At 63.8% G+C, this 23554-nt stretch carries 18 protein-coding genes; 5 read left to right on the top strand and 13 right to left on the bottom strand.

Annotated elements, in window-relative coordinates; translation table 11 throughout:
- Both IWX77_RS05680 and IWX77_RS05675 read right to left on the bottom strand, forming a co-directional pair.
- Window positions 1–5352, bottom strand: a 5352-nt coding sequence (locus IWX77_RS05680; protein WP_196843531.1) for a PA14 domain-containing protein, incomplete at its 3' end; no start/stop codon positions are given.
- Between the two features lie 617 nt (window positions 5353–5969).
- Window positions 5970–6557 (bottom strand): recombinase family protein, encoded by a 588-nt coding sequence (locus tag IWX77_RS05675; RefSeq protein ID WP_196843530.1) that lies wholly within the window; start codon window positions 6555–6557, stop codon window positions 5970–5972.
- A 149-nt stretch (window positions 6558–6706) separates the two neighbouring features.
- Between IWX77_RS05675 and IWX77_RS05670 the strand changes: the two genes are divergently transcribed.
- Window positions 6707–9706: a Tn3 family transposase gene (locus IWX77_RS05670; RefSeq protein WP_196843529.1), complete on the top strand. Its 3000-nt coding sequence runs from the start codon at window positions 6707–6709 to the stop codon at window positions 9704–9706.
- A 36-nt stretch (window positions 9707–9742) separates the two neighbouring features.
- Here IWX77_RS05670 and IWX77_RS05665 read toward each other — a convergent pair whose 3' ends face one another.
- The 10 genes from IWX77_RS05665 to IWX77_RS05625 form a co-directional block, all read right to left on the bottom strand.
- Window positions 9743–11011, bottom strand: a complete 1269-nt coding sequence (locus IWX77_RS05665) for an HAD-IC family P-type ATPase (RefSeq protein WP_196843528.1) — start codon at window positions 11009–11011, stop codon at window positions 9743–9745.
- A gap of 396 nt (window positions 11012–11407) precedes the next feature.
- A complete protein-coding gene (locus tag IWX77_RS17415; RefSeq protein WP_366145577.1) occupies window positions 11408–11596 on the bottom strand; it encodes a Chromate resistance protein ChrB in 189 nt (62 codons plus the stop codon).
- A gap of 24 nt (window positions 11597–11620) precedes the next feature.
- Window positions 11621–12973 (bottom strand): multicopper oxidase family protein, encoded by a 1353-nt coding sequence (locus IWX77_RS05660; RefSeq protein WP_327012074.1) that lies wholly within the window; start codon window positions 12971–12973, stop codon window positions 11621–11623.
- A gap of 107 nt (window positions 12974–13080) precedes the next feature.
- A complete protein-coding gene (locus IWX77_RS05655) occupies window positions 13081–13335 on the bottom strand; it encodes an SHOCT domain-containing protein (protein ID WP_196843527.1) in 255 nt (84 codons plus the stop codon).
- 155 nt (window positions 13336–13490) lie between these two features.
- Window positions 13491–14417, bottom strand: coding sequence for a WD40/YVTN/BNR-like repeat-containing protein (locus tag IWX77_RS05650; protein ID WP_196843526.1), 927 nt, complete (start codon window positions 14415–14417; stop codon window positions 13491–13493).
- A gap of 31 nt (window positions 14418–14448) precedes the next feature.
- Complete coding sequence (locus IWX77_RS05645) at window positions 14449–15123, bottom strand: M23 family metallopeptidase (RefSeq protein ID WP_196843525.1); 675 nt, start codon at window positions 15121–15123, stop codon at window positions 14449–14451.
- A complete protein-coding gene (locus IWX77_RS05640; RefSeq protein ID WP_297412724.1) occupies window positions 15116–15913 on the bottom strand; it encodes a M23 family metallopeptidase in 798 nt (265 codons plus the stop codon). The genes IWX77_RS05645 and IWX77_RS05640 overlap by 8 nt, the downstream gene beginning before the upstream one ends.
- Before the next feature lie 197 nt (window positions 15914–16110).
- Window positions 16111–16560: a DUF305 domain-containing protein gene (locus tag IWX77_RS05635; protein ID WP_334353650.1), complete on the bottom strand. Its 450-nt coding sequence runs from the start codon at window positions 16558–16560 to the stop codon at window positions 16111–16113.
- A 254-nt stretch (window positions 16561–16814) separates the two neighbouring features.
- Window positions 16815–17156, bottom strand: a complete 342-nt coding sequence (locus tag IWX77_RS05630; protein ID WP_327012073.1) for a hypothetical protein — start codon at window positions 17154–17156, stop codon at window positions 16815–16817.
- Window positions 17157–17594: 438 nt separating this feature from the next.
- Window positions 17595–18335, bottom strand: a complete 741-nt coding sequence (locus IWX77_RS05625) for a DUF429 domain-containing protein (protein WP_196843521.1) — start codon at window positions 18333–18335, stop codon at window positions 17595–17597.
- Window positions 18336–18680: 345 nt separating this feature from the next.
- On the opposite strand from IWX77_RS05625, the gene IWX77_RS05620 reads away from it, so the two are divergent.
- Window positions 18681–19451 carry a hypothetical protein gene (locus tag IWX77_RS05620; protein WP_196843520.1) on the top strand — a complete coding sequence of 257 codons (771 nt, stop codon included), beginning with the start codon at window positions 18681–18683 and terminating at the stop codon, window positions 19449–19451.
- 62 nt (window positions 19452–19513) lie between these two features.
- The gene (locus IWX77_RS16970) at window positions 19514–19645 is read left to right on the top strand and encodes a hypothetical protein (protein WP_297412726.1); all 132 of its coding nucleotides are present in this window, start codon (window positions 19514–19516) and stop codon (window positions 19643–19645) included.
- A 173-nt stretch (window positions 19646–19818) separates the two neighbouring features.
- On the opposite strand, the gene IWX77_RS05615 is transcribed toward IWX77_RS16970, so the two are convergent.
- Window positions 19819–20163 (bottom strand): ATP-binding cassette domain-containing protein, encoded by a 345-nt coding sequence (locus tag IWX77_RS05615; protein WP_442784422.1) that lies wholly within the window; start codon window positions 20161–20163, stop codon window positions 19819–19821.
- 205 nt (window positions 20164–20368) lie between these two features.
- On the opposite strand from IWX77_RS05615, the gene IWX77_RS05610 reads away from it, so the two are divergent.
- Together IWX77_RS05610 and IWX77_RS05605 are read left to right on the top strand one after the other, a co-directional pair.
- Complete coding sequence (locus IWX77_RS05610) at window positions 20369–20713, top strand: HPF/RaiA family ribosome-associated protein (RefSeq protein WP_196843519.1); 345 nt, start codon at window positions 20369–20371, stop codon at window positions 20711–20713.
- 398 nt (window positions 20714–21111) lie between these two features.
- The gene (locus IWX77_RS05605; protein WP_297412727.1) at window positions 21112–23502 is read left to right on the top strand and encodes a trehalase-like domain-containing protein; all 2391 of its coding nucleotides are present in this window, start codon (window positions 21112–21114) and stop codon (window positions 23500–23502) included.
- Window positions 23503–23554 lie beyond the last annotated feature (52 nt).

Below are 23554 nucleotides of genomic sequence, written 5' to 3'. Positions count from 1 at the left end.
TGCTGCGGTGCGGTTGCCGTTTCGTCCGGCGGCTGTGCCCGTGCTGCATCCGCCGGTGCTGGCGTAGGCGTAGCTGAGGGTGTGGCGGGGGATGACGGCGGTGACGAGGCGTCCGCCCGCGTCGTAGCTGTAGGACGAGGAAGCGACGGTACCGCCACGCGTGAGCGTGTCGGTGAGGATCCGACCAGATTGTGCGCGTACGACCTGGTCGACGATCGACGCTGCGGCCGGGAACGCCCAGGTGATTCCCGTCGTGCGACCCGCCTGGTCGCGGACGATCCCGGAGAGGGAGCTGCCGTTTCCGCTGTTGCCGGTCCCGGTCGGATACAGCACGGAGTCGAGCATCCCGTTCACATAGTTGAGGTCGGCGATGGGTTTGGTGGCGTCTTTGACGATGTCGAGTTGTCCGTCGAGGGTGTAACTGAATTGTTGTGCCTTGGCGGCAGCGCCGGGGGTGATGGTGGAGATGGACAGGACCCGGCCGGTGAGGTTTTCGTAAGTGGTGGTGGCGATGGTGCCCCAGACGTCTGTGTAGGTGACGGTGCGGCCGAGGAGGTCGGTTGTGGTGGTGACGCGTCCGTTGGTGGGTGAGCCGGTAACGCCGTCGTCTTGGTCCCAGCTGGTCAGCGGGTCACCACCGGGGGTTCCGTTGCTCGTGTAGGAGAAGGTTGATGTGCGTGCCGCAGCGGTGCCGTAGGCGGGGTAGGTGACTTGATTGGTGCGGCCGCGCGCGTCGAACGTCGTGCACGTCCACGCCGAATCCCCCGAGCGTTTCGTACCCACGGCACGCCCGAGGAGGTCGTAGGCATACGTCGTGACAATCGCGGAGCCCACGGCCGGGGTGGGCCCGGTATCCGTGCGGAGGAACCCGGACTGCGACGTATTGGCCGGAAGGCCGCAAACGGGGCCGGTGCCGTTGGCGGCTTCAAACGTTTCTGCGTCACCGTAGTAGGCGAACGTGGTCCCGGCCACAGCTGCGGTGGCGCCGGTGGCGACTGCGGCGGGCAGTCTTTTGCTGGTGCGGCGCAGGTAACCGCTGCCGAGGGCTTCAAAGGTGGTTTCGGTGCGCAAGTTCAACCCGGCCGGGTCGACGATCGTCGCGGTCGCTTCACCCAGCCACGGGTTGGCATACTCGGCTGCGGTGGCCAGGTCGGGGACCTGTGTATCGGATACTCCGGCGACGCCGACGGGCGCCGCATCATCGGTGAGGGTGGCGGTGGCCAGTCCGTAGTCGGGGGTGAGGGCGCTGCCGGGAACCAGCTGGGTGGTTCCATCTGGGAGGACCCAGTGCAGTTCAAGTCTGGCCGCGCCGGTCAGGTCGAAATACTCCACGCGGATGCGTGACTGTTGCCCGGCCGTGCGGGTGACGGCGAGGTTGTTCGGTGACCAGTGTTCGGCGCTGGGGACCCAGTCGTTGACGAGGAGGACATCATCGATCCATACTTTGGTGCCGTCGTCGGCGAAGGTTTTGAAGGTGAAGGTTCCCGCAGCGGGGAAGGTGACCAATCCGGTCAGGCGTAACGACCAGTTGTCGGCTGGAATACCGGTCGTGGGTGCGGCAGCGGCCCAGTTCTGGGACACCGCGCCGCCCGCTGTTCCGATTCCGAGGCCGAACGCGGTGGGGGTGGCGGTGAGGGACGCGTTGGGGAAGTACTGGGCGTTCAGCCCGACCAGGCCCTGGTCGTAACTGGTCGCTGAGTGCGCCGGAACGATCGGGCACGACGCCACGGGGCGCCGGTCAGGCCCGAAGCAACTCGTCGGTGCCGGGCCGTAACTGTCGATGGCACGGTCTTGACCGTTGTAGAGGGTGGTGGACATTCGCCCCTGGGCGTCCGTCGCCGACAGCGGCATGTCCTTCTCGTTCCACACCGCCAACACCGTCAAACCGCTCGCGCTCATGTCCGTCAGTTGCCGGTAGCCGCTGTCGAAGGTCACCGTCCGCGCGTGCCCATTTGACGGTGCGGTGGTCGGCACGACGATTCCGGCAACGTCGACATAACTGACGCCGGCACCGTAGGTGTAGGTCTTGGACGGGCGGGCACTGACGGTGACGCCGTCCGGCGCAGGCAGGGCGACGGTGACTGCGCGGCCTTGAGCGTCGTAGCCGATCGTTGTTACGACCGGGCCAGTGGGCACTCGGGTGGTGTCGGCGGCGAGCCAGTCGTTGGCGAGGGAGTCGCGGATGGTGGAGAGGCGACCGCTGGTGTAGCCGAAGTCGGTGAGTTCGTCACCGGGATCTTTGATCCGCACCAGCATGCCGGTTGCGTCATAATACAGCTGGGTCGTGTCGGCGGCGCCCGCCACATGCCCCGGGTAGACGATCCGACACAGAGCACCGGCAGGCGGGGCCGCATACCCGGTGGGTACCGGACACGCCAAGCCCGTACCGTCGGAATCTGCCGATGTCAGACCGACGCTGGTGGCGGTATCGCCGGCGTAGGCGAAGACCACCTCACGGAGGAAGCTCGGCGGAGTCGTCGCCGGGACTACGGCGGAGAGCCGGTCGGAGACACGGTCGATCTGTCCCGTGCCCGAGCGATACGTGGAGACCGGGCTGGCCGGTTTCAGCGCGTCAGCGGGGGTGGTGGACGATTGCACCCTGCCTTGCGCGTTGAAGGAATAGACGGTGCCGTCGTCGGAGGTGAGGGTGACCTGACCGGTCGCGTCGAGTGAGAGAACACCGTATTCACCGACCGGGGGCGTGTAGCCGCCGGTGGATGCTTTGACATACGTGTGCACGCCGCCGCTGGCGTCGGTGAGGACCACGGACGCTTCCGTCACCTGCGCCGAAGCATAGGCACCGCCAGCGCCAGAAAGCGGTGTCGACGCCGACCATCCCACCGGCAGGGATTGCACGGCCTTGATGAACCACCCGGCCGGAACGATGTACTCCACGCCGCCCGCGTCGCGCACCCACAGTTCGACGTTGGCGGGTCCGCCGTCATCGTAATAGTCCATCGAGAAGGCAACGGGAGTCTGAGCCAACGCGATCGGGGTTCCCCACGACACGGCAGACGTCCACCCGGACCACTGGTCAATCACCTGGGTGTTGTTGACGCGCAGGCGGGTTCCATTGTCGCGGGTCACCCCGAACGTGTAACTACCCGACGTTGGCGGGGTGACAAAGCCAGACCAGCGAGCCATGAAATTATCCCTCTTCAACGAGGGGCCGGGCGAATCAGCGCCCCATTGGAACGACACCTGCGAATCCGTGCGGACCAGCACCGGCGTCTTCCCGGTGAAATCGAACGACGGAGCCTGCCCGGCGGGCGGCGTGACGTCGTAATAGGAGCCGGTCAGGCCGGCATTGCTGGGCTGCTGCGAGTTGTAGCTGAACGACATCCCAATCGGACCGCCCACCGTACTCACTGTCGGCGACGTGAACCCCACGGCCACGTTGCCGTTGGCCAGGTTCACCGTCACCGGCCCGGCCGAATCGGTCGGTGCCGGACCGGCGTCGCCGATACGCAGATTCACCTGGAGACGGTTCCGCCACGACGCATCCAGCTGGTCGAAACCATCGTCGGTGAGCACCACCCAGGTGTAGGCCCCGCCGTCTTGCAGGGTCCCAGGAGGGACCGTCCACGTCGGCGTCGTCAACCAGCCCGAGTTGATCAGCGCACCGGTCTTACCGTCGGATCCGCTCGCGATGCGGACCTGATATTTCACCGGATGCCCATTCACGTCCGTCACCGGAGCGGCGGTGAGCGTCGGCGTCAACGTCGTCGAGACGCTCTGATCGGCCGGTGTGGCCGTGGCCTGCGGAGGCGTTGGCGCGGGCGTGTTCGTGACGAAGGACCAGGTGGCGGAGCCACGCACGGTGGACGTCCCGTAGACGGTGTCGTAGCCGTCGCGCACGTACCCTTTCCAGTAGTACGTCTTTCCCGGCTGCAACGCCCCAGGCGGGACTTGGTAATCCATCGTGCCAATCCACCCAGAATCGTGAACCGCACCCACTTCCGGGTTCGGGTTCTCACTGAAACGGTAGAAATACGCCAGACCGGTGCCCTCCGGGTCGACAGCGCTGATCTTGACCTTCGGCGTCAGTGGGCCGAGGACACCGTTGGCCGGTGACGGCGCGATCGCGGTGCCAGCGGTGGGGTAATCCTTATACGTGATCCCCAGCGCCGTGGCAATGTTCTTATAGGTATACAGGCCCGCGGATTCCTGGCCGCTGAGCATGATGTACGAGCCGGAGACACCGTCACGCACCCACTGGGCGACGCGGTTACCGAGCGCATAATCGGTGGCGCTGCCCTGATTGGACATTGTGAACGCACTCCAATATTCGCCGGTGCCGTTGTAGGAGAATGCGTTCGCCCAGCGGACACCGCCGGCATACGTGTTCGTCGTTCCGCCGCCGTTGTATGCGCCGTCCAGCCAGGCTCCGATGACCTGCTTCCCGAATAGTTGCTCGTAGTTATAGTGCAGCACGGTCCTCCAGTAGGAGTCGCCGCCGTCACGCGAGTTGCCGACGCGGGCATAGCCGTCCGTGATTTCAACACCGTTGGACTTGTAGGCGTGGATGTTCTCCATGTACGGGCCGACCGAGGTGGGGTCGACCGACACCGGGTAGACACGGTCCTTTGCGTGCAGCCACCCGTCGTCCGGGGCGAGGGTGAAGATCCAGTCGGCGCCATCCTGGCGGGCGGACGCGTCCACGTTCGCCGTCGCCGGCTCAGACACTCCCGGCTTTCCGGAGGAGTCCCACATGACCGGGTTGGGAATGATGAACCGGGTCTTGCCCGTGGAATCGTTCAGGAGGAAGCTGCCGCCCTGATCCTCTCGGATTGTCAACCCGGGTGCTCGTACCCACCAGGACCACTTCGCCGTTCCCCGCTCCGGCGCATGGTCGAGAACGAGGGTTTCCTTGACCGAGCCCGGAGTGACGTCGTAACGCACATCGACACCGGTGAAGACGTTGTCGTAGGTCACCTGGTCACTCACTGGCAACGAACGAGTACCACTCCAGTTCGCCACAAGGCTCGAATCCGCCCCGATCGGCGTGAATGACAGGTCGAAACCGTCGCGGGAAACCGAGAACGCATCCTTCGCGCTCGCGTTGGCGGCGAACTGCGGGTTGAGCGGGTGGTCCTTGACGACCCGGCCACCATGCCCGTCCGACACCGCCGTCGTTGAGACCGGCACCCACTGGCCGTCGCCCGTCTTAACGTTCAACGGAATAATAGAGCTGAACAGAGTTTTGCTGCCGTCGGCATTCTGGAAGGTATTCGTGAACTCCCGGCTCTGCACCAGATCAGATGTGGCGCGATCAAAGCCTTTCGGAGCGTTCTTGTCAACGCTTTGGGCAGGCGGGTTGTAGGGCGACGTGACCGGGGCAGTCTCAAACACCGGCGGTACTTCTGCTCCTGGGGCGATGAAATCACCCGACGGAACTAAGGGACGAACCGGTGAAGCTGGAGTTGATTTGAGAAGCGGGATGTCCTTCCACGACCGTGCCGGCTTTGTCGGCCCAGAGTCCACGGGTGCCTTCACCGCGTTATTCGGGTCAGCTACGAAGTCGGGCTCTACCCCCGGAGTGGAAACACTGTCCGTCAGGGGTGCTGCGGTATCTCCCGCGGACGGCACGGCTGGGTCGGTTCCCGGTGTTTCCGTAGCTGGTGGCGGGCCGCCGGCAGGAGTTTCTGCTTGGGCTGACAGGACTGGCCCGGCCACCATCGCGACGATAACGAGGGCAGCAATCAGAAATTTTCGCCGCACGGAAGACACAAACGGGAGCATGGGACTCCTTCGGTAAGAGACCAACAACAACATCGACCCCGGCGAAAGAGCCGTTGCTGGACACTAGTCCCACAGCACATTCATATGGAAGACACGAGTGATATTCAGTCTCCGAGACTGTACCCCCAATTCGAGGGCAACCGACTGTGTTGTCTCGTACCAGAGAAATGGAGGTTATGGTCTGCGAAATAATGGAACGAAAACGTCCGCTAAGGATTGTGACGCGGTTACGCGGGTTGCGGTTTTCTGCCGATGCTTTCTTTGTTGAGGTGGCCGTAGATGGTTGATCGTGGCGTTTTGAGGAGGTCCGCGATCTGTTGGACGGTGTAGTTGCCGGCGTCGTAAAGTTCTTGGGCGTGGAGGGCCTGCTCGGCTGTGAGCTTGGGCTTACGGCCACCTTTTCGCCCTCGGGCCCGCGCGGCGTTCAGTCCGTCGCGGGTGTTGGCGATGATGAGTTCTCGTTGGAGTTCTGCCAGGACGGAGAGCATCCCGAACATGGCTCTGCCTTCGGCTGTGGTGGTGTCGATGCTTTGCTCGAGCACGCGCAGGCCGACGCCGCGTTCTTGGAGGGCGGCGCCGAGGGTGACCAGGTGCAACACGGATCGGCCAAGGCGGTCGAGGCGGGTGATGACAAGTTGGTCACCACGCCTGTTGGCGGAGGCGAGGGCTTTGTCGAGTTCGGGGCGGCTGGCTTTGGCCCCGCTGGCGCGATCCAGGTAGATGTCTGCCGGGTCGACGCCGGCGCGGGTGAGGGCATCAATTTGGTGGTCGGGGTTCTGGTCTGCGGTGGAGACGCGCGCGTAGCCGATAAGCATGTGTCGAGAATATCGCACGTCGTGGGTTTGTCGTCATTGTTTTACGGCGCCAGTTATCGACGTAGATTTGACGGCGTGTCGTCGGTAGGGTCGTGGTGTCGGTGAATGATCGTTTGTCGACGCCCTGTGCGAAGTAGTCGGGAGCGTGGATGCCTGTCGAATTTCTGACGTTAGATCAGCAACGCCGCTATGGCCGTTATGTCGTTGAACCGAACCAGGCACAATTGGATCGGTTCTTCCATCTCGACGGGGCAGATTTAGAACAAGTCAATATTCGTCGAGGCGAGCACAACCGTCTGGGATATGCCGTCCAGCTGGGAACCGTCCGATTCTTGGGCACTTTTCTTCCAGACCCCACCGGTGTCCCCGAGGTTGTCGCCGACTATCTGGCTCAACAATTGGGCATCACAGATCGCGGCGTTCTAGCTCTTTATGCCCGCCGCGAGGCGACGAACCGGGAGCATGCTGGTGAGATCCAGCTCGCCTACGGGTATCGGGACTTCTCCGACCATGAGGTGCAAGCGGAACTTCGCGCATGGCTGGTCGCGCGGATGGCACTGTCAGGCGAGCGACCATCTGCACTTTTCGACCTTGCAACCGCCCGCCTCCTCGAGGCGAAAGTCTTGCTGCCGGGGCCGAGCACGCTCATGCGGCTGATCTCCTCGATCCGGGAACGGGGCAACGCCCAGCTGTGGGAAACGCTTGCGGACCTCCCCGATGCTGGCCAACGTGAGCGTTTGGAAGCACTGCTGGTCGTGCCCGACGGCGAGAACACGTCGGTGCTGGATCGGCTTCGGCGGGGACCGACGAGCATCACGGCATCCGGCCTGCTGAACGCGTTGACCCGGCTCGTTGAAATTCGTGCATTGGATGTCGGCTCGCTGGATCTGTCTGCGGTATCCCCGGCCCGGATTGGTGCTTTGACCAGGTATGCCACGGCCGCGAAGGCTCAGACGGTCTCCCGGATGAGTGAGCAACGACGAATCGCGACGCTGCTCGCCGCCGCTCGTCACCTGGAAGTTGTCGCGACCGATGACGCGTTGGACCTACTAGATCAGCTCTTGAGCGGCCTGCTTGCGAGAGCGGATCGGGCCGGGCAGAAAGATCGTCTACATCATCAGCCCGGGCGCGACGCCGCCACCATCGCCCTTCGAAACGCCGTCCGGGTGCTCCTCGATCCACCCGACGGCGGGATCAAAGCCCTCTGGGAGGCCATCACCCGCACCGTTTCACGGGAGCAACTCGCTGCCGCCGTTGCTGCGGTGGAGGACATCGAACGCCCCGCCGTCGACGTGCACCTCGACGACCTTCTGAGCCGGTACAGCTCGGTCCGCCGCTTTTTGCCTTCCTTGCTGGCCACGCTGGACCTTCACGCGGCACCGGGCGGACGGGATGCTCTGGCCGGGTTCGGTGCTCTTCGCACGCTCGAGGGACGACACACTGTCCGTGCCGATGAGGTTCCTCTGGAACTTGCCACCGGGGCGTGGCAGAACCGCATCCAGGACGCGGATGGTCTCCTTGACCGTCGCGCATACACCTTTTTGGTGCTCGAACGACTTCGAGAAGCGCTCCGCCGCCGCGACGTTTATGCCCTGCACAGCGAACGATGGGGAGACCCACGGGCGAAGCTTCTGACCGGACCAGCATGGGAAGCCGCCCGTGCCGGCGTCGCTCAAAGTTTCGGACATGACCTTGACCCACGCGCGGAACTGCAGGGTCTCAGCACCGATCTCGACACCGCCTACCGGGTAGTTGCCGGACGCCTCGCCGATAACGCCGCAGTGCGAATCGAGATCGTCGAGGGGAGAGACCGCCCCATTTTGACCGCACTCGACAAGCTCGACGAACCACCCAGCCTGACAACACTTCGCACCCTCATCCAAGAACGTCTGCCTCGCATAGATCTGCCCGAACTGCTCCTCGAAGTCGCCGGCTGGACCGGTTTCCTCACCGAATTCACCCACGTTTCTGAAGGCGCCGCACGTGCCGATGATCTTGATGTGAGTATCTGCGCCGTTCTGCTCGCTGAGGCCTGCAACATCGGTCTCGAGCCCGTCACCCGGCCCAGCGTTCCGGCACTGACCCGCGCCCGATTGTCCTGGGCCGATCAGAACTACATCCGAAGCGACACGATCACCGCAGCCAACGCCCGGTTCGTGGACGCGCAAAGCCGGGTACCGCTGGCTAGGGCTTGGGGTGGTGGGGACGTTGCCTCGGCCGACGGGCTCCGGTTTGTCGTCCCCGTCCGAACCCTCAACGCCGGGCCCAACCCTCGATATTTCGGCCCCGGCAGAGGGGTCACCTACCTCAACTTCCTTTCCGACCAATTTGCCGGCTTCCACGCAATTGTCGTCCCCGGCACGCTCCGCGACAGTCTCTACATCCTCGACGGTCTCCTCGAGCAGCAAACAACACTCCAACCCACCGAGTTGATGACCGACACTGCCGGCTATTCCGACCAAGTCTTCGGCCTCTTCCGGCTCCTCGGATACCAATTCAGCCCCCGCCTTGCAGACATCGGTGCGGCCCGCTTCTGGCGCACCGACCGAACCGCGAACTACGGTCCCTTGAATGGCCTGGCCCGAAATCAGATCAACACCGACCTGATCATCGCTCACTGGGATGATCTGCTTCGGGTCGCCGGGAGCCTTGCCACAGGCACAGTGAAAGCCTCAGAGCTTCTTCGCGTCTTGCAAGGAGGAGGCCGGCCAACCCCGCTGGGCCGTGCGGTGGCAGAACTTGGCCGGATATCGAAAACCCTCTACCTCCTCACCTACCTCGATGACGACAGCTACCGGCGAAGAATCCTGACCCAGCTCAACCGCACCGAGGGCCGCCATGCGCTCGCCCGAGACATCTTCCACGGCCACCGCGGGCAACTTCGCCAACGCTACCGTGAGGGTCAAGAAGATCAACTCGGTGCCCTCGGACTCGTCGTCAACGCAATCGTGCTGTGGAACACCCGCTATATCGACGCCGCCCTGAGCGAACTGCGCCGGGAAGGGCTACAGGTAGCCGACGACGACGTGAAATGCCTCTCGCCCCTCGGCCACGAACACATCAACTTCCTCGGCCGATACCAATTCAGCATGCCCGAGCTACCGCCCAATCAACTCCGCCCGCTGCGCGATCCGAACAGCCAAGACTGAACGACCAAGCCCTTAGCGGACGTTTTCGTTCCATTACTACTCAGACCCCATTTCCGGGGCTCCGAGAACCCAGGACCCCGAGGCTGAGCCCGTGTCAAAGGTGACGGCGCTCCATTTTCTCGCCGACGAGAACGGCACAGTTGAGAGAGGTCGGAGTTGGCCGGAAGACGCAAAATGCGTGCGTAGGGATCGGGCTGTGGCATTGGCGCCCGCGTCCGCACCGAACCAGCCCAGCACCTCTCGCCACTCCGGGCCATCGTCGGCCGTCGTTTCGTGCGCCGCATCGAATGCAATGTCGCCCTCGGTGAGGGTCCCGGTCTTATCCAGGCAGATCACGTCGACTCGGGCGAGACCCTCGACTGCCGGAAGTTCCTGAATGAGAACCTGGTTGTGGGCCAGCTTCACCGCCGCGAGTGCGAAGGCAACACTGGTGATGAGCACCAGGCCCTGGGGAATCATGCTGACCGTACTGGCCACGGCGCTGACCACGCCCCGTTGCCAGGATCCGGATTCGATGGCCACGGTCCATCCGCCCAGTGCCTTCATCTGGCCATTGAGGACCAACGCCATCAGGGGAAGCAGCGCCCAAGAGATCCACCGCACGATGCGGTTGAGCGCGTTGCGCAGCTCCGAATTCACCAGGGAGAAACGTCGTGCTTCCGACGTCACCTGGTGCGCGAAAGAGTTCGCGCCGACCCGAATCACTCGAGCCGTGCCGCTACCGGCGACAACGCCCGAACCGGACAGCACCTCGTCTCCGGGCAGTTTGTCAACAGCCTCGACTTCACCCGTCAGCAGCGACTCGTCGATTTCGAGTCTGCGGGCCTCCACAATGGTGGCATCGGCCGGTATCTGGTCCCCTGCGCGAAGTACGAGGATGTCATCCATCACAACGTCCGCCACGGTGATGTCGATGACGGAGCAGGCCCTCAGGACTCGTGCCGTGGGGGAATACACGAGCGTGAGCTTGTCGAGGGCGCGTTTGGCACGGTATTCCTGCATGACACCAATCAGGACGTTGGCGATGACGGCGAATCCGAACAAGGCGTCCTGCCACTGCCCGAGTGCAAGCAATATCAGAAAGCATCCGCCGACAACCGCATTGAAAAGTGTGAAGAGGTTGCCGCGAAGTATTTGTCCCAGCGTTCGGCTTGACTTGCCAGGAGCCGGATTATCCAGACCGGCCAGCACCCGATTCCGCACTTCGTCCAGGTCGAGGCCGGCGCCGGAGGACTGCGTCGCGCCCGCCGCGGCTAGAGCCCGGCCCTCGTCGGGTGCCCCGAGGTCCGATCCGTGTCCAGTCATCCGGTCCGCCCGTCAGCGCCCTAATTTGATACCGTTCAATCTGCCATGGATTGGTGTGGACCTGCAGCGAATCGGGGGATCTCGTAGCTGGGCCATGCAGACGACCGCCGGTGCACCGACGAGGGCTGCGAGCACACCGAGCACACCGAGCACACCGAGCACATCGAGCCCCGCAGTGAGGCTTGCCGCAGCGGCCTGCCCTCCAACAAGCGGGGGGCGGCCCGATCGCGTCACCGAGGCCCCTCCACCGCTCGTCGGGACTGGAGTGTGTTGTGATCGGGCGAAGGCGTGTCGGCGTTCGGCTGACTGAGTGCCTTACTCGGCCGAACGGCCGGGGACCGGCGGCGTGTCGATTACGGGAGTGGTTTCGCGCCTGACCGGATACACCTGTTCGGATTATCCGTGCAAAATCTCCACCCAACCGTGCAAGCGCTGCTCGGCGGACTTCGCCTCGGGCAAGTGCAAAACGTCGCGCTTGTTCAAATCCCGGCACCAGCGCTGCAGCCTCTCCGAACTCTGTTCTCCTCCTCGAGCTCGCCGAGGGTGAACGTGTGCTTGGAGATCTCCGGCTCGAAGTTGCCGCAATCCGCAGCAAATTACCTGGTGCGTTCATACCGCCTGGATGATGCCCATCATGCCGGCGTCCTCGTGATCGAGGATATGGCAGTGGTAGACGGTTCGTCCGCGGAAGTCGTCGAACGCGACTCGAACTCGCACGGTACTGCGCGCCGGTATGTTCACGACGTCCTGCCAGATCACTGACTCCACTGTCCGACCACCTTGTTCAATAATCTGCATCGGCCAGACGTGCAGGTGCAGGGGATGGTCGAGTGTGCTGGTGTTCGTGAGCATCCACTCTTCGACGCTTTCGAATTGTACGGTCGCGTCGACACGGGAGGCGTCGAATGTTCGGTCGTTTATCGTGGCTGACATCATGCCGCCGTTCATGCCGCCACCCATTCCCATAGCGAAAACAAACTCGCGTTGAGCGGTGACGGTAGCCGAACGCAGGTCGTTTGGCACGAGCTGGTCTGGTACGTCGGGGAATTCCTCGGTACTGGCGCCATCGACTGCGAACGTGGCCAGCGAGACTTCAGCGGAAGTGGAAGAGCCGCCCCCCATCATGCCGCCGGATGCACCGCGGTCATAGGGGAGAGCACGAAGGGTGGATGTGCCGGCACGAGCGGTCACGAGTAGGTCGGCACGATTGCCCGGCGCTAAGACGACTTCGTCAACGTCGCGCGCGGATTCAAAGCGTCCAGAGTCGATTCCGAGGAGGGTGAGTTGCTGCCCATCGAGTTGAAGCCGCAGGTAGCGGGAGGTGCACGCATTGATGACGCGCCAGCGTTCCCGCTCGCCCGGACGAGCGCCCAGTTCGGGGGTGAGCTGTCCATTCACGAGCACGAGCTCGCCCTCGCGGCCCGACATTTTTTCCATCTGAGCGGCCGCTGGAATGGCGCCGGAAGCAGTGAAGGTGATATCGGAGATGACGAGCACGCGCTCCCGTGTGGCGGGGATCTCCTCGGCGTCATCCACAATAATGGCGCCATAAAGGCCACCGAATACCTGATCGGCGACGAACCCATGGTGGTGCGGGTGGTACCAGTACACGCCGGGCGGGTGAGCGGCTGGCAGCTCATACCGGTAGTCATAGGAGTCGCCCGCTTCGATCGTGACAAACATGTTGTCGCTATTGTCCTCAGGCGAGACGTGCAGACCGTGCACGTGCAGGTTGCTTGGCTCAGTCAGGCCATTATGCAAGCTGACGTTGAGGGTGTCGCCCGCACGCACGCGCAGTGTGGGGCCGGGGACGCCACCGTTGTAGCTCAGCGCACGCACGTCGCGGCCGGCAATGGATACCTGCTGAGACGAACACTCCAGGGCAACAGTGAGAACGCCGTTGGAACTCTGTAATTCGGGCGGCAGAACGAGGGCGTTACCGGCCGAAGGTTCAGGTGCCATTGGCGATCCTGAGCCTTGGCTCATGATGAAACCCGTTCCGCCGATGGCCACGCCACCAATTCCCACCCCGCCGAGTATGAGAGCGTTTCGGCGGCTGATGTCGACCATCATCGGCCGTCGCCGAGCACCCGTATCCGTTCGCGGTACTGCTCTGCTGTGACCTCGCCGCGAGCGAAGCGCTCGTCGAGAATTTTTCGCGCACTGGTGAGATCAGGCTGAGTCGAGGTGGATGTTGACGAGGGGTCGCTGCCGCCGTTTTTGGAGAGTAGTCGAATGACGACATAAACGAGAATGGCGATGCCGACCAAAGCCACCAGTCCAAACCCCCAGGACCACCCCATAGTTCCATTGCCCCACATCATGATGCGATTCCCTCCGTAATTCCTCAATGCTCCAGTATACCTCTAGGGGTATCTGGCTCCGGTGTGCGGCGCGTACGTCATGAATTTCTCATGTGTCCTTCAATCGATGATTCGGACGTCGGTCGGATGGCACATGTCGTTCGGTGGTGCATGGGTCAGCCGGCCAGTGATACCAGTGCGGTCCAGGTGTCGCCGCCATCGTTGGTGGCAGAGATACCGGTGGCGTCCGCGACAAGGATCCAGGGTGAGGTGCCGCCGACGACGGTGAACGCTTCGGGGGTGCGACCGGTCGTTCCGGTTTGTGTCCACGTGTCGGCGTCCTGCCGCCAGACTCCGCCGGTGGGGTCCAGTCCGACCAATCCTCCGCCGGCGTCTGCGTCGACGGAATCCACGAGGAGCAGCGTCGGCGCGCCAGCCAGCGGGCCAAACGTTTGGCCCGCATCGGAGCTCACCACGACGCCTGAGGCCGTCGTTGCATAGAGTCGATCGGCGTGCGCGGGATCCGCGCTCAGGTCGCGGAGTGCGAGGACCGCTCCTGACGACCAGGTGAGGCCGGAGTCGTCACTTACGGAGATGGTCCCGGCGGACGCCTCGTACCCATAGATGCGCAGGGTGCCGTCTTCGAGGGGGACGGCATCCAGATCGTGAAAATCGGCCTTGCCCGCTAGCGAGAGTGCCGTCCAGGATGACGCACCGTCGGTGCTGGAAATAAGTCCCAGGTTGGGAAGGGCCAGGTCGCTGTGTTCGGCAGGATCGGGGTGGCCCGACGCCAACAGCTGGCCGGGCGCGGCCACGGTAAACCCCATCGTGTCCTGTGCCCGGCCGACTATCTGCATCGGCTGGGTCGTGTCGGATCGTGGCGCCCCGGCCAGATAGGTCTCCGGCAGAACACCGGTCGGGATGAGCCACACCCCCTGGTGGGTGGCGGCATAGGTATCCCCCGTCAAGGGATCGGCGCCGAGGCCGTGCACGTGCTGGAAGGCGTTCGCGACCGAAGCGGTGCCTGGCGACACCGCGGCAGAGTCCGGGCCGTTGGCGGCACACCCCATGAGCGCAATAGTACCGGTGAGCGAAACAGACACTGCAAGAATTCGGCGCCGGGACCCGCGACATCTAACCAAGGGTGACTCCTCGGTCGCTCATGAACGGCTGCGGATTGACGCGGGCACCATCGACCCGCATTTCAGAATGCACGTGACCGCCCGAGGAGGCGCCGGTCGTTCCCACAAGAGCGACGGTGGCCCCCGTGGACACCTGTTGCCCGCGGCTGACCAGCAGTGAGCTATTGTGCGCGTAGCCGGTTTGGGTACCGTCACCGTGGTCGATCAGGACCCAATTACCGTAGGAGCCGAGCTGATTCAGGAGGTCACTGGCGCTGGGCCCTTCCGAGAACAGGGACAGTGGCAAATCGCTGTTCCCCGAGCGTGCGAGACTGGCTGCCAGTGGAACGGCCTGCTCCCCCGAGACCGCGGCAGCGGCCGCATCTGCCTGGTCCTGCAAGTTGGTCGCCCGCAAGGTCGCGCCGTCGAACGCGCTTTGCGCGGTCTCGCTCGTGGTCGCGCGGTGAGGCGCTTCCGCACGCGCGGCATCCACTTCGGCCGTGAGACCGGCGATCAGCGCGGTCAAGTCCGTGACCTGCGCTTGTGTGCCGGCCTCAGACGATCGGGTGCTTTCTACATCAGACCAGCTCGGGTATTCCATTGCCGCGGCCGGCGCCGCGACCCCGAGTAGGGTCGGAATCGTTGTGGCCGCGATAGCGACTCGTGTGCCACCTCTGTGCTTAGCCAAGAGAGACGCCCCGGGCGTTCATGAATGGTTCCGCGTCAATACGTTCACCATCGACTCGGGTTTCAAAATGCACGTGGCAGCCACTCGACGCACCCGTCGTGCCCACCACGGCAATGATTTCACCGGCCACGACCACCTGCCCGGCGTCGACGAGAAGCTGACTGTTGTGGGCATATCCGGTCTCGACGCCGTTGCCGTGGTCGATGAGAACCCAGTTGCCATAGGAGCCCTGATAGCCCGAGTCGACAACCGTACCGCCGGTCGCGGCAAAGACGGGCTGGCCACACGGAGCGGCTATGTCGGTGCCGTTGTGGAAGTCACCCACACCGTCAACCGGCTTGTTCGGGCGAGAACCGAACGGGCTCGATATGCGGCCCAGGACGGGTAGCGCCCAGCCTTGATCGCTGAGTTGGCCCGGGCTCAGGCTGGCCCACTTCCCATTGCTGGCGGTTTCGGTATAGGACGCAGGTTGCGGTGCTTCCGTGATCGAGAACCCATCGCGTTGAAAAGGAACGGATGTTGTACCGGCGGCAATGACGCTTTGTGAATCGTCCACCTCGGCGGCGACCGTTGCTGCGGCTTGCGGGGGTTTTGAGGCCACAGCAAGCGCGGGCAGAGACGTGCTGATCGCGAACAGGGCGATCATCGCCATAGCGCTACCGGCCGCAGCACGCTGGCGAAGTGAAACGGGTCGGGGAACCGCCCCTGCCAGCGGTGTGGCAGATTTAGCCGGGGCGGAGCGTGCCGCGCGCAGCCTGGACTCCATCGCGCGCATGTCACGACGAGACATTGGTGGCAGTGCGCCCGATACTTGCGGTGCGGTGGCGACGTGACCGGTGTTATCCACAGCGCACGGCTCCAGGAGCACACGTCAGTCGAGGAATTTGAGGGCAATGCATAAATATGTCCTTGCAGGTGATTCAGAAAATGGAAAATGGTCGTCAAGGGCGGGTCTTCACTGAAAGAACCCGCCCCGAACGTGCCGCTCTAGAGCGAGGCGAGAAGCTGAGCCATGACGGCGATTTCAGCCGTCTGAGACGACACGATGCTGGCAGCCATCGCTTTCGCATCCGCATTCTCACCGTTATCAAGTTCGAGCTGCGCCATCGCGACCGCGCCTTCATGGTGCGCAGTCATCTGTTTCAGAAAGAGCGTACTGGCCTCTGTTCCCGAGGCTTCCTGGAGCGCCATCATGTCGGCGTCGGACATCATTCCGTCGGAGCCACCGCCCATGCCCGACATGCCGGACATGCTGTCCTCTTTTTTGCCCCACGCCGACAACCAGTCCTTCAACTGGGTGATCTCCGGTTCCTGGGCGGTCTTGATCTCGGTCGCAAGGTCGGTCACGCCCTGGTCGAGACCGTCTTTGGCGAGGAGGTCATCGCTCATTTGGACGGCTTGCTCGTGGTGGGGAATCATCAGCTGTGCAAACGTCACGTCGGCGGCGTTGAATGCGGCTGAGGTTTCGGTGGTGGTGGAGCTGGAGCTGGAGGAGTTCGTCGCTGCGGTGGGGGGACTCCCACCAGCGCACGAGCTGAGAGTGAGAGCTGCCGCCAGGGTCACAGCAGCGTAGAAAAAGGTTCGCGGTTTGAGCATCGTTCATCCATTCGTCGTCAAGTATCAGAAAACCTGCGGCCGAGGTCACGGCAAAGAACCGAAGCCACGTACTGGCCACGGAACTGCATCACGGTCTAAACGCGACTGATGGAGAGAAGACTGAGGCTGGGTCGGTGTATCGGTAGGGCGCTGGTTCGCCATGAGTTCGGAATGACGCCACCGGCATCGAGCAGGCGGCGATACATGGCGGGCAGCCGGGTCAGGAAAACCATGGAAACGAGGGTGAGCAGCAAAGCGCACGTCAGCGCGAGCAGCGCGCAATCGAGCATTCCACCTAAGCGGCCGGAAGAAATCGCTGCGACGACGGGGGCAGCCACGACAGCTGCCGTACCCACAATCGCATCCGGTTGGCCAGTGATCGCCGATGAAACGGGAACCGGGGTGTGCATGGCATGCCCGGTGGCCTCGGAGTGCATGGCGAAAATCGTAAAAAGCAGAGCCGTTAGCGCAAGCAACGATACAAAAGGCGACAGAGAGACGGATGAAACCATTCGTCGCAGCGCACGATCCAGCGTCATGTCACCTCCCTCTGCATTCAGCCCAAGAACAGATCACCCATGGCACCTCTCGTAGGGTACCGCACGGCCGGTGGCGAATCCTGAATGCCCATATTCGAACGGGCAGAAACGCAAATCCTATCGAAACCATACTGAATCGATGAGTGACGGGGCGCGCCAACGCCGCCGAATTCCTCATTCGAAAACAGGCTGGACGCTGCGCCCGCTCGATCCTGCGCGGTCACAATGACCCTGGGGATGCCAGCCAAGCGCAGGTAAACCCACCACACGGTGGTACATCGACGCAGACACGACGCCGCGGACCCGATACGAGAGCATCATATCGACGGCGATCAATTATCGGAGGAGAGCGGCCAAGGGGCCAGAGGGGAGCACGATCCAGCCCTCTCGCCGGGCACGATCGAGCATGGATGATGGGGGCGGTTCGTAAAGCCCCAGTGCGGCACTTCGTGCTGCCAGTGCTGCGATCACAGCGTCGAAGGCATCCGCTGAGGTGATCATCTGCGGCGCGAACGAACCGAGATCGAGCCACGGTGCGGCTTGGAGAATGTGCCGCAGGAGCTGCAAACGAACCGCAGGATCTGTTCGGTACCCGGTCGTCGAGAAACCCCATAGTCGAAGTGATGCGCCCGGGTAGATTTCTGCGACCAATCCAGACCCTGACCTGTCGACCATGACGCCGGCCTCGGCGATCCTGGACAGTAGCCCGGCGCACCGCATAGCGGTGAGTCCGAGTCGATCAGTGGAGACGCTGAGCGGCCAGCGGCCGGTTCTTTTTCGCACTTCACGGTCAGTCTCGCGGTAGGCAAGGGTGCGACGCCAGGCCATTCCGCCGTCGACTCCGGGCAGGCTTTGGTCGCCGCTGGCATGAGCCACCATGAACTGCACGAATTCGTCGGGCCAGCCGAAGGCGCAATCAATGCCGAGTTTCTCCACGGTGCCAGCGTTCTCGGCGATGACCCCGTCTGCGACGCCGAGCTGAAGCTGACACAGGGAGGCTTGCGTTTCGCTCCAGTCGATGACCGCGAGGGCGGTGCCTTTGGGTTCGGCAGCGAGATCCACTCCGGCAGTGCGCATGCGCTCAGTTTACGGTGGGACGTGATCCTGGCAGCGACTACCTGGCAGCGACTACCTGGGCTCTTCCTTGTTGGCGACCGTTTCGATCCAGTCGGCCTCCTCGTCGGACAATAGGTAGACCCCGGAATGTTCGCTCTCGCTATCGGTTGCCGTGGGCCCGTGGGCCCGTGGGCCCGTGGACCCGCGCGATGTCGGCGACGATCTCCGGCGGCACGGCATCACCGTTATTCTCCATCAGCCACTCCCGCGTCGACGGCAGCAGCACCCAAATATGCACGTCGGTTGAACGAAGCGGTGCCGCCGGGGTGCAGCTCGGCGCCGTCGTAGGATCGATAAACTCGAAGAATGTCAGACCAGCACTTCGAGCAGGATGAAACCCTGCGCCTGCCGACCATCCAGTTTCGTGTTGTTCTTGATCTCGGCACCCGGCTCGCCGCGGCCATCACCCTGCCCCCGGAACTGGCCCACCCCGACCTGTTCGCCGACCGTGACGACGAGGGCGGGGCGCTCAACCTGTCGATCGACTACGACAGCGGCCAACTGCACGTGCTGCTCGACGACGCCGGTCCCAGCTTTCACTACCACGGCACGGCCGACCCGTTCGAGAGCCCGTGGCCGAAGGACCAGACCGAGATTCTGCTTGAATGGGCGCTCCTTCTCGTGCAGGAGGTTGATGCTCAGAACGAGTTGCTCGACTCGATCTTCGAGGCCGCCGAGTGGTTCGAGCAGGGTTTCACGCTCTACGTCCCCGAGACCGAACCGACCCAGCTCGAACTGATCGAGGTCGGCATCATTGGTGAGCTACTGACGTTGCCGTGGCTGGGCTCCGGGCGGGTAGACCACGAGCACATCGACGGCGACGACCACCCGATCGCCCTGCTCTGGAACGTGATCAACGACGACCCCAACGTACCGATCGCCCGCGCTTGGCTCGACCCGGAAACGGGCGAGCCACGCACTGCTGCGGAGCCCGGGGTGGACTGGAACGCCGTCGCCATGAGCGAAGACGAAGTGCTGCAGTGGCTCGTCGGCATTTACACGAACCACCACGTGGCGCCGACGCCGGAGGCCCAGATCATGCGCGCGGCGCTTGAGCGCATGGGCGGCATCAGCTGAATCGGCGCTGACCTTTTCGCGGCGCCGGGGTCAGCACGGCGAGCAGGCGTTCCAGGGGCCCCTTGCCCAGAGAATACCGCCACCGCCACAGACGCGCCGACACCGACGAGGGCAACCTGGGTTTTTGGCCGGCCCAGATCGGAGCGCGCGATGATGAGGCCGGCCAGGAGCACGCCGAGGAGAAACAGGAATAGCACGCGCATCAAAATACCGTTGACGCGATCGGAGCGCAGGCCGCACGCGAGCAGATGCTGCGACCCGGTCACCCGTGTCGGACCTGATCTGCAGGAAAACAGGCTACGGGGTCACGCGGCGAATCACCCGGGCTGGTTCTTGCTGTCGGCCAGCGCTCCCGCGGGATCGAGGGTCAGCGTTGTCGTGAGGCGCAGCCGGGCCAGAAAGTCGTCGTCGTGGCTGGCCACTCTGATCGCCCCCAATAGCAAAGCAGCGCCTCGAGGAGCTGATCGACACTCCGCCGATCGGCGTTGTTGGTCGGTTCGTCGAGTACGAGTAATTGCGGCGGCGGATCGGCGAGCAGCAGCGTCGCGAGCGCCACTCGAAACCGTTCGCCGCCACAGAGCGTGCCGACGGCACGCTCCACCGTCGCCCCGCGCAGGAGAAAGCGGGCGAGCTGGTTACGCACCTTTCCGGCCGGCACCGAGGGCGCCAGCGCGCACACATTGTCGAGAACGGATGCCGCATCGTCGAGCATTGTCGTTCCGCGAAATGGATGAGTTCTTCGGTGTCGCCATGGGTCTCCAATGATGTCGTCGGCACGAACACCGGAGCCGGATGCGGATAGGGAACGGGGTCGGCGCAGGGACTGCTGAGCGGATGCTGTGTCTCAGGAACGCCGCTCGCACGGAGTTCGGATCGGGGAGCGGTAGCCTGAATGATCAGCAATTGAAGGAGTGATTATGCAGGTCATCGTGAATACCGACAGCAACGTCAACGGCACCGAGCGGGTCGCTGGAGCGCTCGAAGCGATTGTCGAGGAGTCCCTCTCGCGCTACGGCGACCGCTTGACCCGGGTTGAGGTTCACCTTTCCGACGGCAGCGCCGGCCGCAGCAGCGCCGACGACATCAAGTGCACGCTCGAGGCCCGCCCCGCCGGCGGAACGCCGGTCGTCGTGACCGAGAACGCCAACGCCGTGGAAGAAGCCCTGACCGGTGCCCTGCACAAGATGAAGAGCCTGCTCGAGACGCACTTCGGTAAGCTGGATACCCGCAAGGGCAACCTCCCAATGGGTGAAGTCGGCTAACTCGACTCAGTCACCGCCTCGCCGCGAACCAGGGCCCATTAGTTCCTAACCGCGGTGAGAGCAGGGTGCCGCAAAGTAGCTGCGTTCAGCGCACCCCGGCGGTATGGCGAAGACGGCGGAACCGGCGGGCGTCATCCACACGTTGAATCGACTACGAACATGACGGCACCGAGCTTCGTGATGCCGCCAGTGAAGCACATCGATACTGTTTCGGGGGCATTACTGACGTGCCCGGTTTCGGCCGGAGTCGTTGACGGTGCCGAATCGAGCGCGGTCACGCGAGTCTGACAACAGCCCGCCAGAAGGCAGGTCACCGGCCGGGCGGCCTGCGGCCAATGGTAACGTCTCCTAGGTCTAGCAACTGGATTGACGGTCCACGCCCCCCCTGCAAGGAAATAATGCCCCAACAACTGAATCTTTCGAAGAACCTTCCACGCACATCGACGGGGCTGTCAAGCGAGATACTGCAGGATCTGCAACAGCTCGCCCGCACGCCGTCCTTGCTCGTGGCCTGCAACTATGGCGGCACCCTGTCGCACCACGTCGCCTCCGACGTGCCGTCGGTGCTTCTAGCGGAGTCGGCGACCGCCCTGCGCGCCCTCGCAGCCCTGCCCAACACGCATACGGCCGTCATGTCGGGCCGCCCGCTGCGCGACCTCGCCGCAGATTCCCGACTGCCCCGCGAAGTGCACCTCGTCGGGTCGAACGGTGGCGAGTTCGACTCGGAATTCTTCGATGCCCCCGAGCCCTTCCATGAGTCTCAAGACTCCGGTGTGGCCCTCGACCGCCTGCGCAACCGCCTCGGCGTGAGCGCAGCCCTGTTCGCCGGCGATGCCGCGAGTGACGAAATGGCCATGAATACCCTGCACGGCCCCGACCTCGGCATTCGCATCGGCGGCGGCGGCGATTCCGTTGCCGCCCACCGCATCAGCGGCCCCGAAAAGCTCGCCCAGCTACTCGCCCTGCTCTTCGAACTGCGCAAGGACTGGCTGTTCGGCCAACACGTCGTGGCCATCGAACGCCACTCCATGCTTGGCGACGGCACCTCGACTGCCCTCGTCACGCCGGAAGCGCGCATCTGCTGGATGACGCATCCGCTGCCCGATTCTGGCTCGTTGTTCGCGAGCATTCTGGGCAGCGAAGAGGCCGGACACTTCTCGATCGAGCCGGTGAAGAAGAGCCGCGTACTCGGCCAGCGCTACGTCGACAACACCATGATCGTCGAAACCCGCTGGGCTGACGTCACCGTCACCGACTACATCGAGCCGTCGCCGCTCGGCATCACCAACCTCGTGCGCAAGCTCACCGGCACCGGGCTCGCCCGCATCGTCTTCGCACCGAGGCCCGACTACGCCGTCGCCTACTTCAACATGCACGCTGCCGATGGTGTCGTGACCATCACGGGCACCCCCGACCCGATCGTGCTCACGGCGGCGGGCGTCGAGTTCACCGTTACCAGCGACGGCCGTAACGAAACGGCCACCGCCGTCGTCGACCTCTCGCACGGCGCCATCATGCTCAACCTGCGTTGCGGCGACACCGAGCCGTATCTAGCGGATGCCGTCGGCGAGGCCACGAGGCGCGGTGCGGTTATGAACGACTCCCGTTCCTGGGTGAACACCCTGTCGTTGCCGAGCGTCAAGCCGTCGCTCGTTAGCCGTTCGGCCCTCGTGCTGCGCGCACTCTGCTACGAACCGACGGGAGCGGTGCTCGCCGCCGCAACGACGTCGTTGCCCGAGGGAATCGGCGGCACCCGCAACTGGGACTACCGCTACTGCTGGCTGCGCGACGGCTCGATGACGGTCAAGGCGCTCGTCGACCTCGGCTCGACCGGCGAGGCCGAGTCGTTTTTACGCTGGTTGGCCGGGGTCGTGGCGGACAGCCCCGGCGCGCAGTGGCTGCATCCGCTCTATTCGGTCACCGGCTCGTCGCTGTCAACCGAGGCGAGCCTCGAGTCGCTGCCCGGCTATGCCGGCTCGCGCCCGGTACGCATTGGAAACGCCGCCGACAATCAGGTGCAGATTGACGTGTTTGGCCCTGTCGCCGAATTGATCGACACGCTCAGTGCCCGCCAGGGAACGCTCTCGGACTTTCAATGGCACCTGCTGACCGAGATGGTCGACGCCGTGACGATTCGCTGGCAAGAACCCGACCACGGCATTTGGGAGGCAAGGCGCTCGCCGCGGCACCACACCTACACGAAGACGATGTGCTGGGTGACCGTGGACCGGGCTATCCGTACCGCTGGTCGGCACGGGCGCGAGATCGGCGACGGCTGGGAGCAGCTCGCCGCCACGATTCGTGACGAAGTGCTGCGGGAGGGCTGGAGTGAGCAAGCCCAGTCGTACACCGTGGCCTACGACAGCCCCGATCTGGACGCCGCCGTGCTGCACATCGGTCTGTCGGGACTGCTCGACGTGACGGACGAGCGCTTTCAGCTGACCGTCAGCGCGGTGGAGCGCGAACTGCGCGTGGGCCCGACGGTGTTCCGCTACCGCTACGATGACGGCCTGCCCGGCCTGGAGGGCGGATTCCACATCTGCACCACCTGGCTGATCGAGGCCTACGTGCTCACCGGGCGCTTCGACGAGGCCGAGGCCCTGTTCAACCAGCTGATCGCCTTGGCCGGCCCGACCGGGCTGCTCTCCGAGGAATTCGATCCGGCCACCGAAACCCACCTGGGTAACCACCCGCAGGCCTACTCGCACCTCGGCTTCATCCGCTGCGCACAGTTGCTCGACGAGTATCGCGGGCGCTCAAGCGCTCATGGCGAACTTTTCATTGCGTGAGTTAGCCGTGAAGTTGGCCCCGTCTCGGACATGTGTCCGAAAAGTGTTAGTA

Source organism: Cryobacterium sp. CAN_C2 (assembly GCF_015751745.1).
Lineage (GTDB): Bacteria > Actinomycetota > Actinomycetes > Actinomycetales > Microbacteriaceae > Cryobacterium.
Note: the sequence above shows the minus strand (reverse complement) of the source record. Positions and strands in the feature narration are given on the sequence as shown.

Bases quoted from the DNA above. Each gene is read 5' to 3' on its own strand.
- IWX77_RS05675 (WP_196843530.1), bottom strand. From the start codon at position 6,557: ATGCTTATCGGCTACGCGCGCGTCTCCACCGCAGACCAGAACCCCGAC.
- IWX77_RS05630 (WP_327012073.1), bottom strand. From the start codon at position 17,156: ATGCACTCCGAGGCCACCGGGCATGCCATGCACACCCCGGTTCCCGTT.
- IWX77_RS05610 (WP_196843519.1), top strand. From the start codon at position 20,369: ATGCAGGTCATCGTGAATACCGACAGCAACGTCAACGGCACCGAGCGG.
- IWX77_RS05660 (WP_327012074.1), bottom strand. From the start codon at position 12,973: ATGGCACCTGAACCTTCGGCCGGTAACGCCCTCGTTCTGCCGCCCGAA.
- IWX77_RS05625 (WP_196843521.1), bottom strand. From the start codon at position 18,335: ATGCGCACTGCCGGAGTGGATCTCGCTGCCGAACCCAAAGGCACCGCC.
- IWX77_RS05665 (WP_196843528.1), bottom strand. From the start codon at position 11,011: ATGACTGGACACGGATCGGACCTCGGGGCACCCGACGAGGGCCGGGCT.
- IWX77_RS05655 (WP_196843527.1), bottom strand. From the start codon at position 13,335: ATGATGTGGGGCAATGGAACTATGGGGTGGTCCTGGGGGTTTGGACTG.
- IWX77_RS05605 (WP_297412727.1), top strand. From the start codon at position 21,112: ATGCCCCAACAACTGAATCTTTCGAAGAACCTTCCACGCACATCGACG.
- IWX77_RS05640 (WP_297412724.1), bottom strand. From the start codon at position 15,913: ATGTCTCGTCGTGACATGCGCGCGATGGAGTCCAGGCTGCGCGCGGCA.
- IWX77_RS05670 (WP_196843529.1), top strand. From the start codon at position 6,707: ATGCCTGTCGAATTTCTGACGTTAGATCAGCAACGCCGCTATGGCCGT.
- IWX77_RS05615 (WP_442784422.1), bottom strand. From the start codon at position 20,163: ATGCTCGACGATGCGGCATCCGTTCTCGACAATGTGTGCGCGCTGGCG.
- IWX77_RS05620 (WP_196843520.1), top strand. From the start codon at position 18,681: ATGTCAGACCAGCACTTCGAGCAGGATGAAACCCTGCGCCTGCCGACC.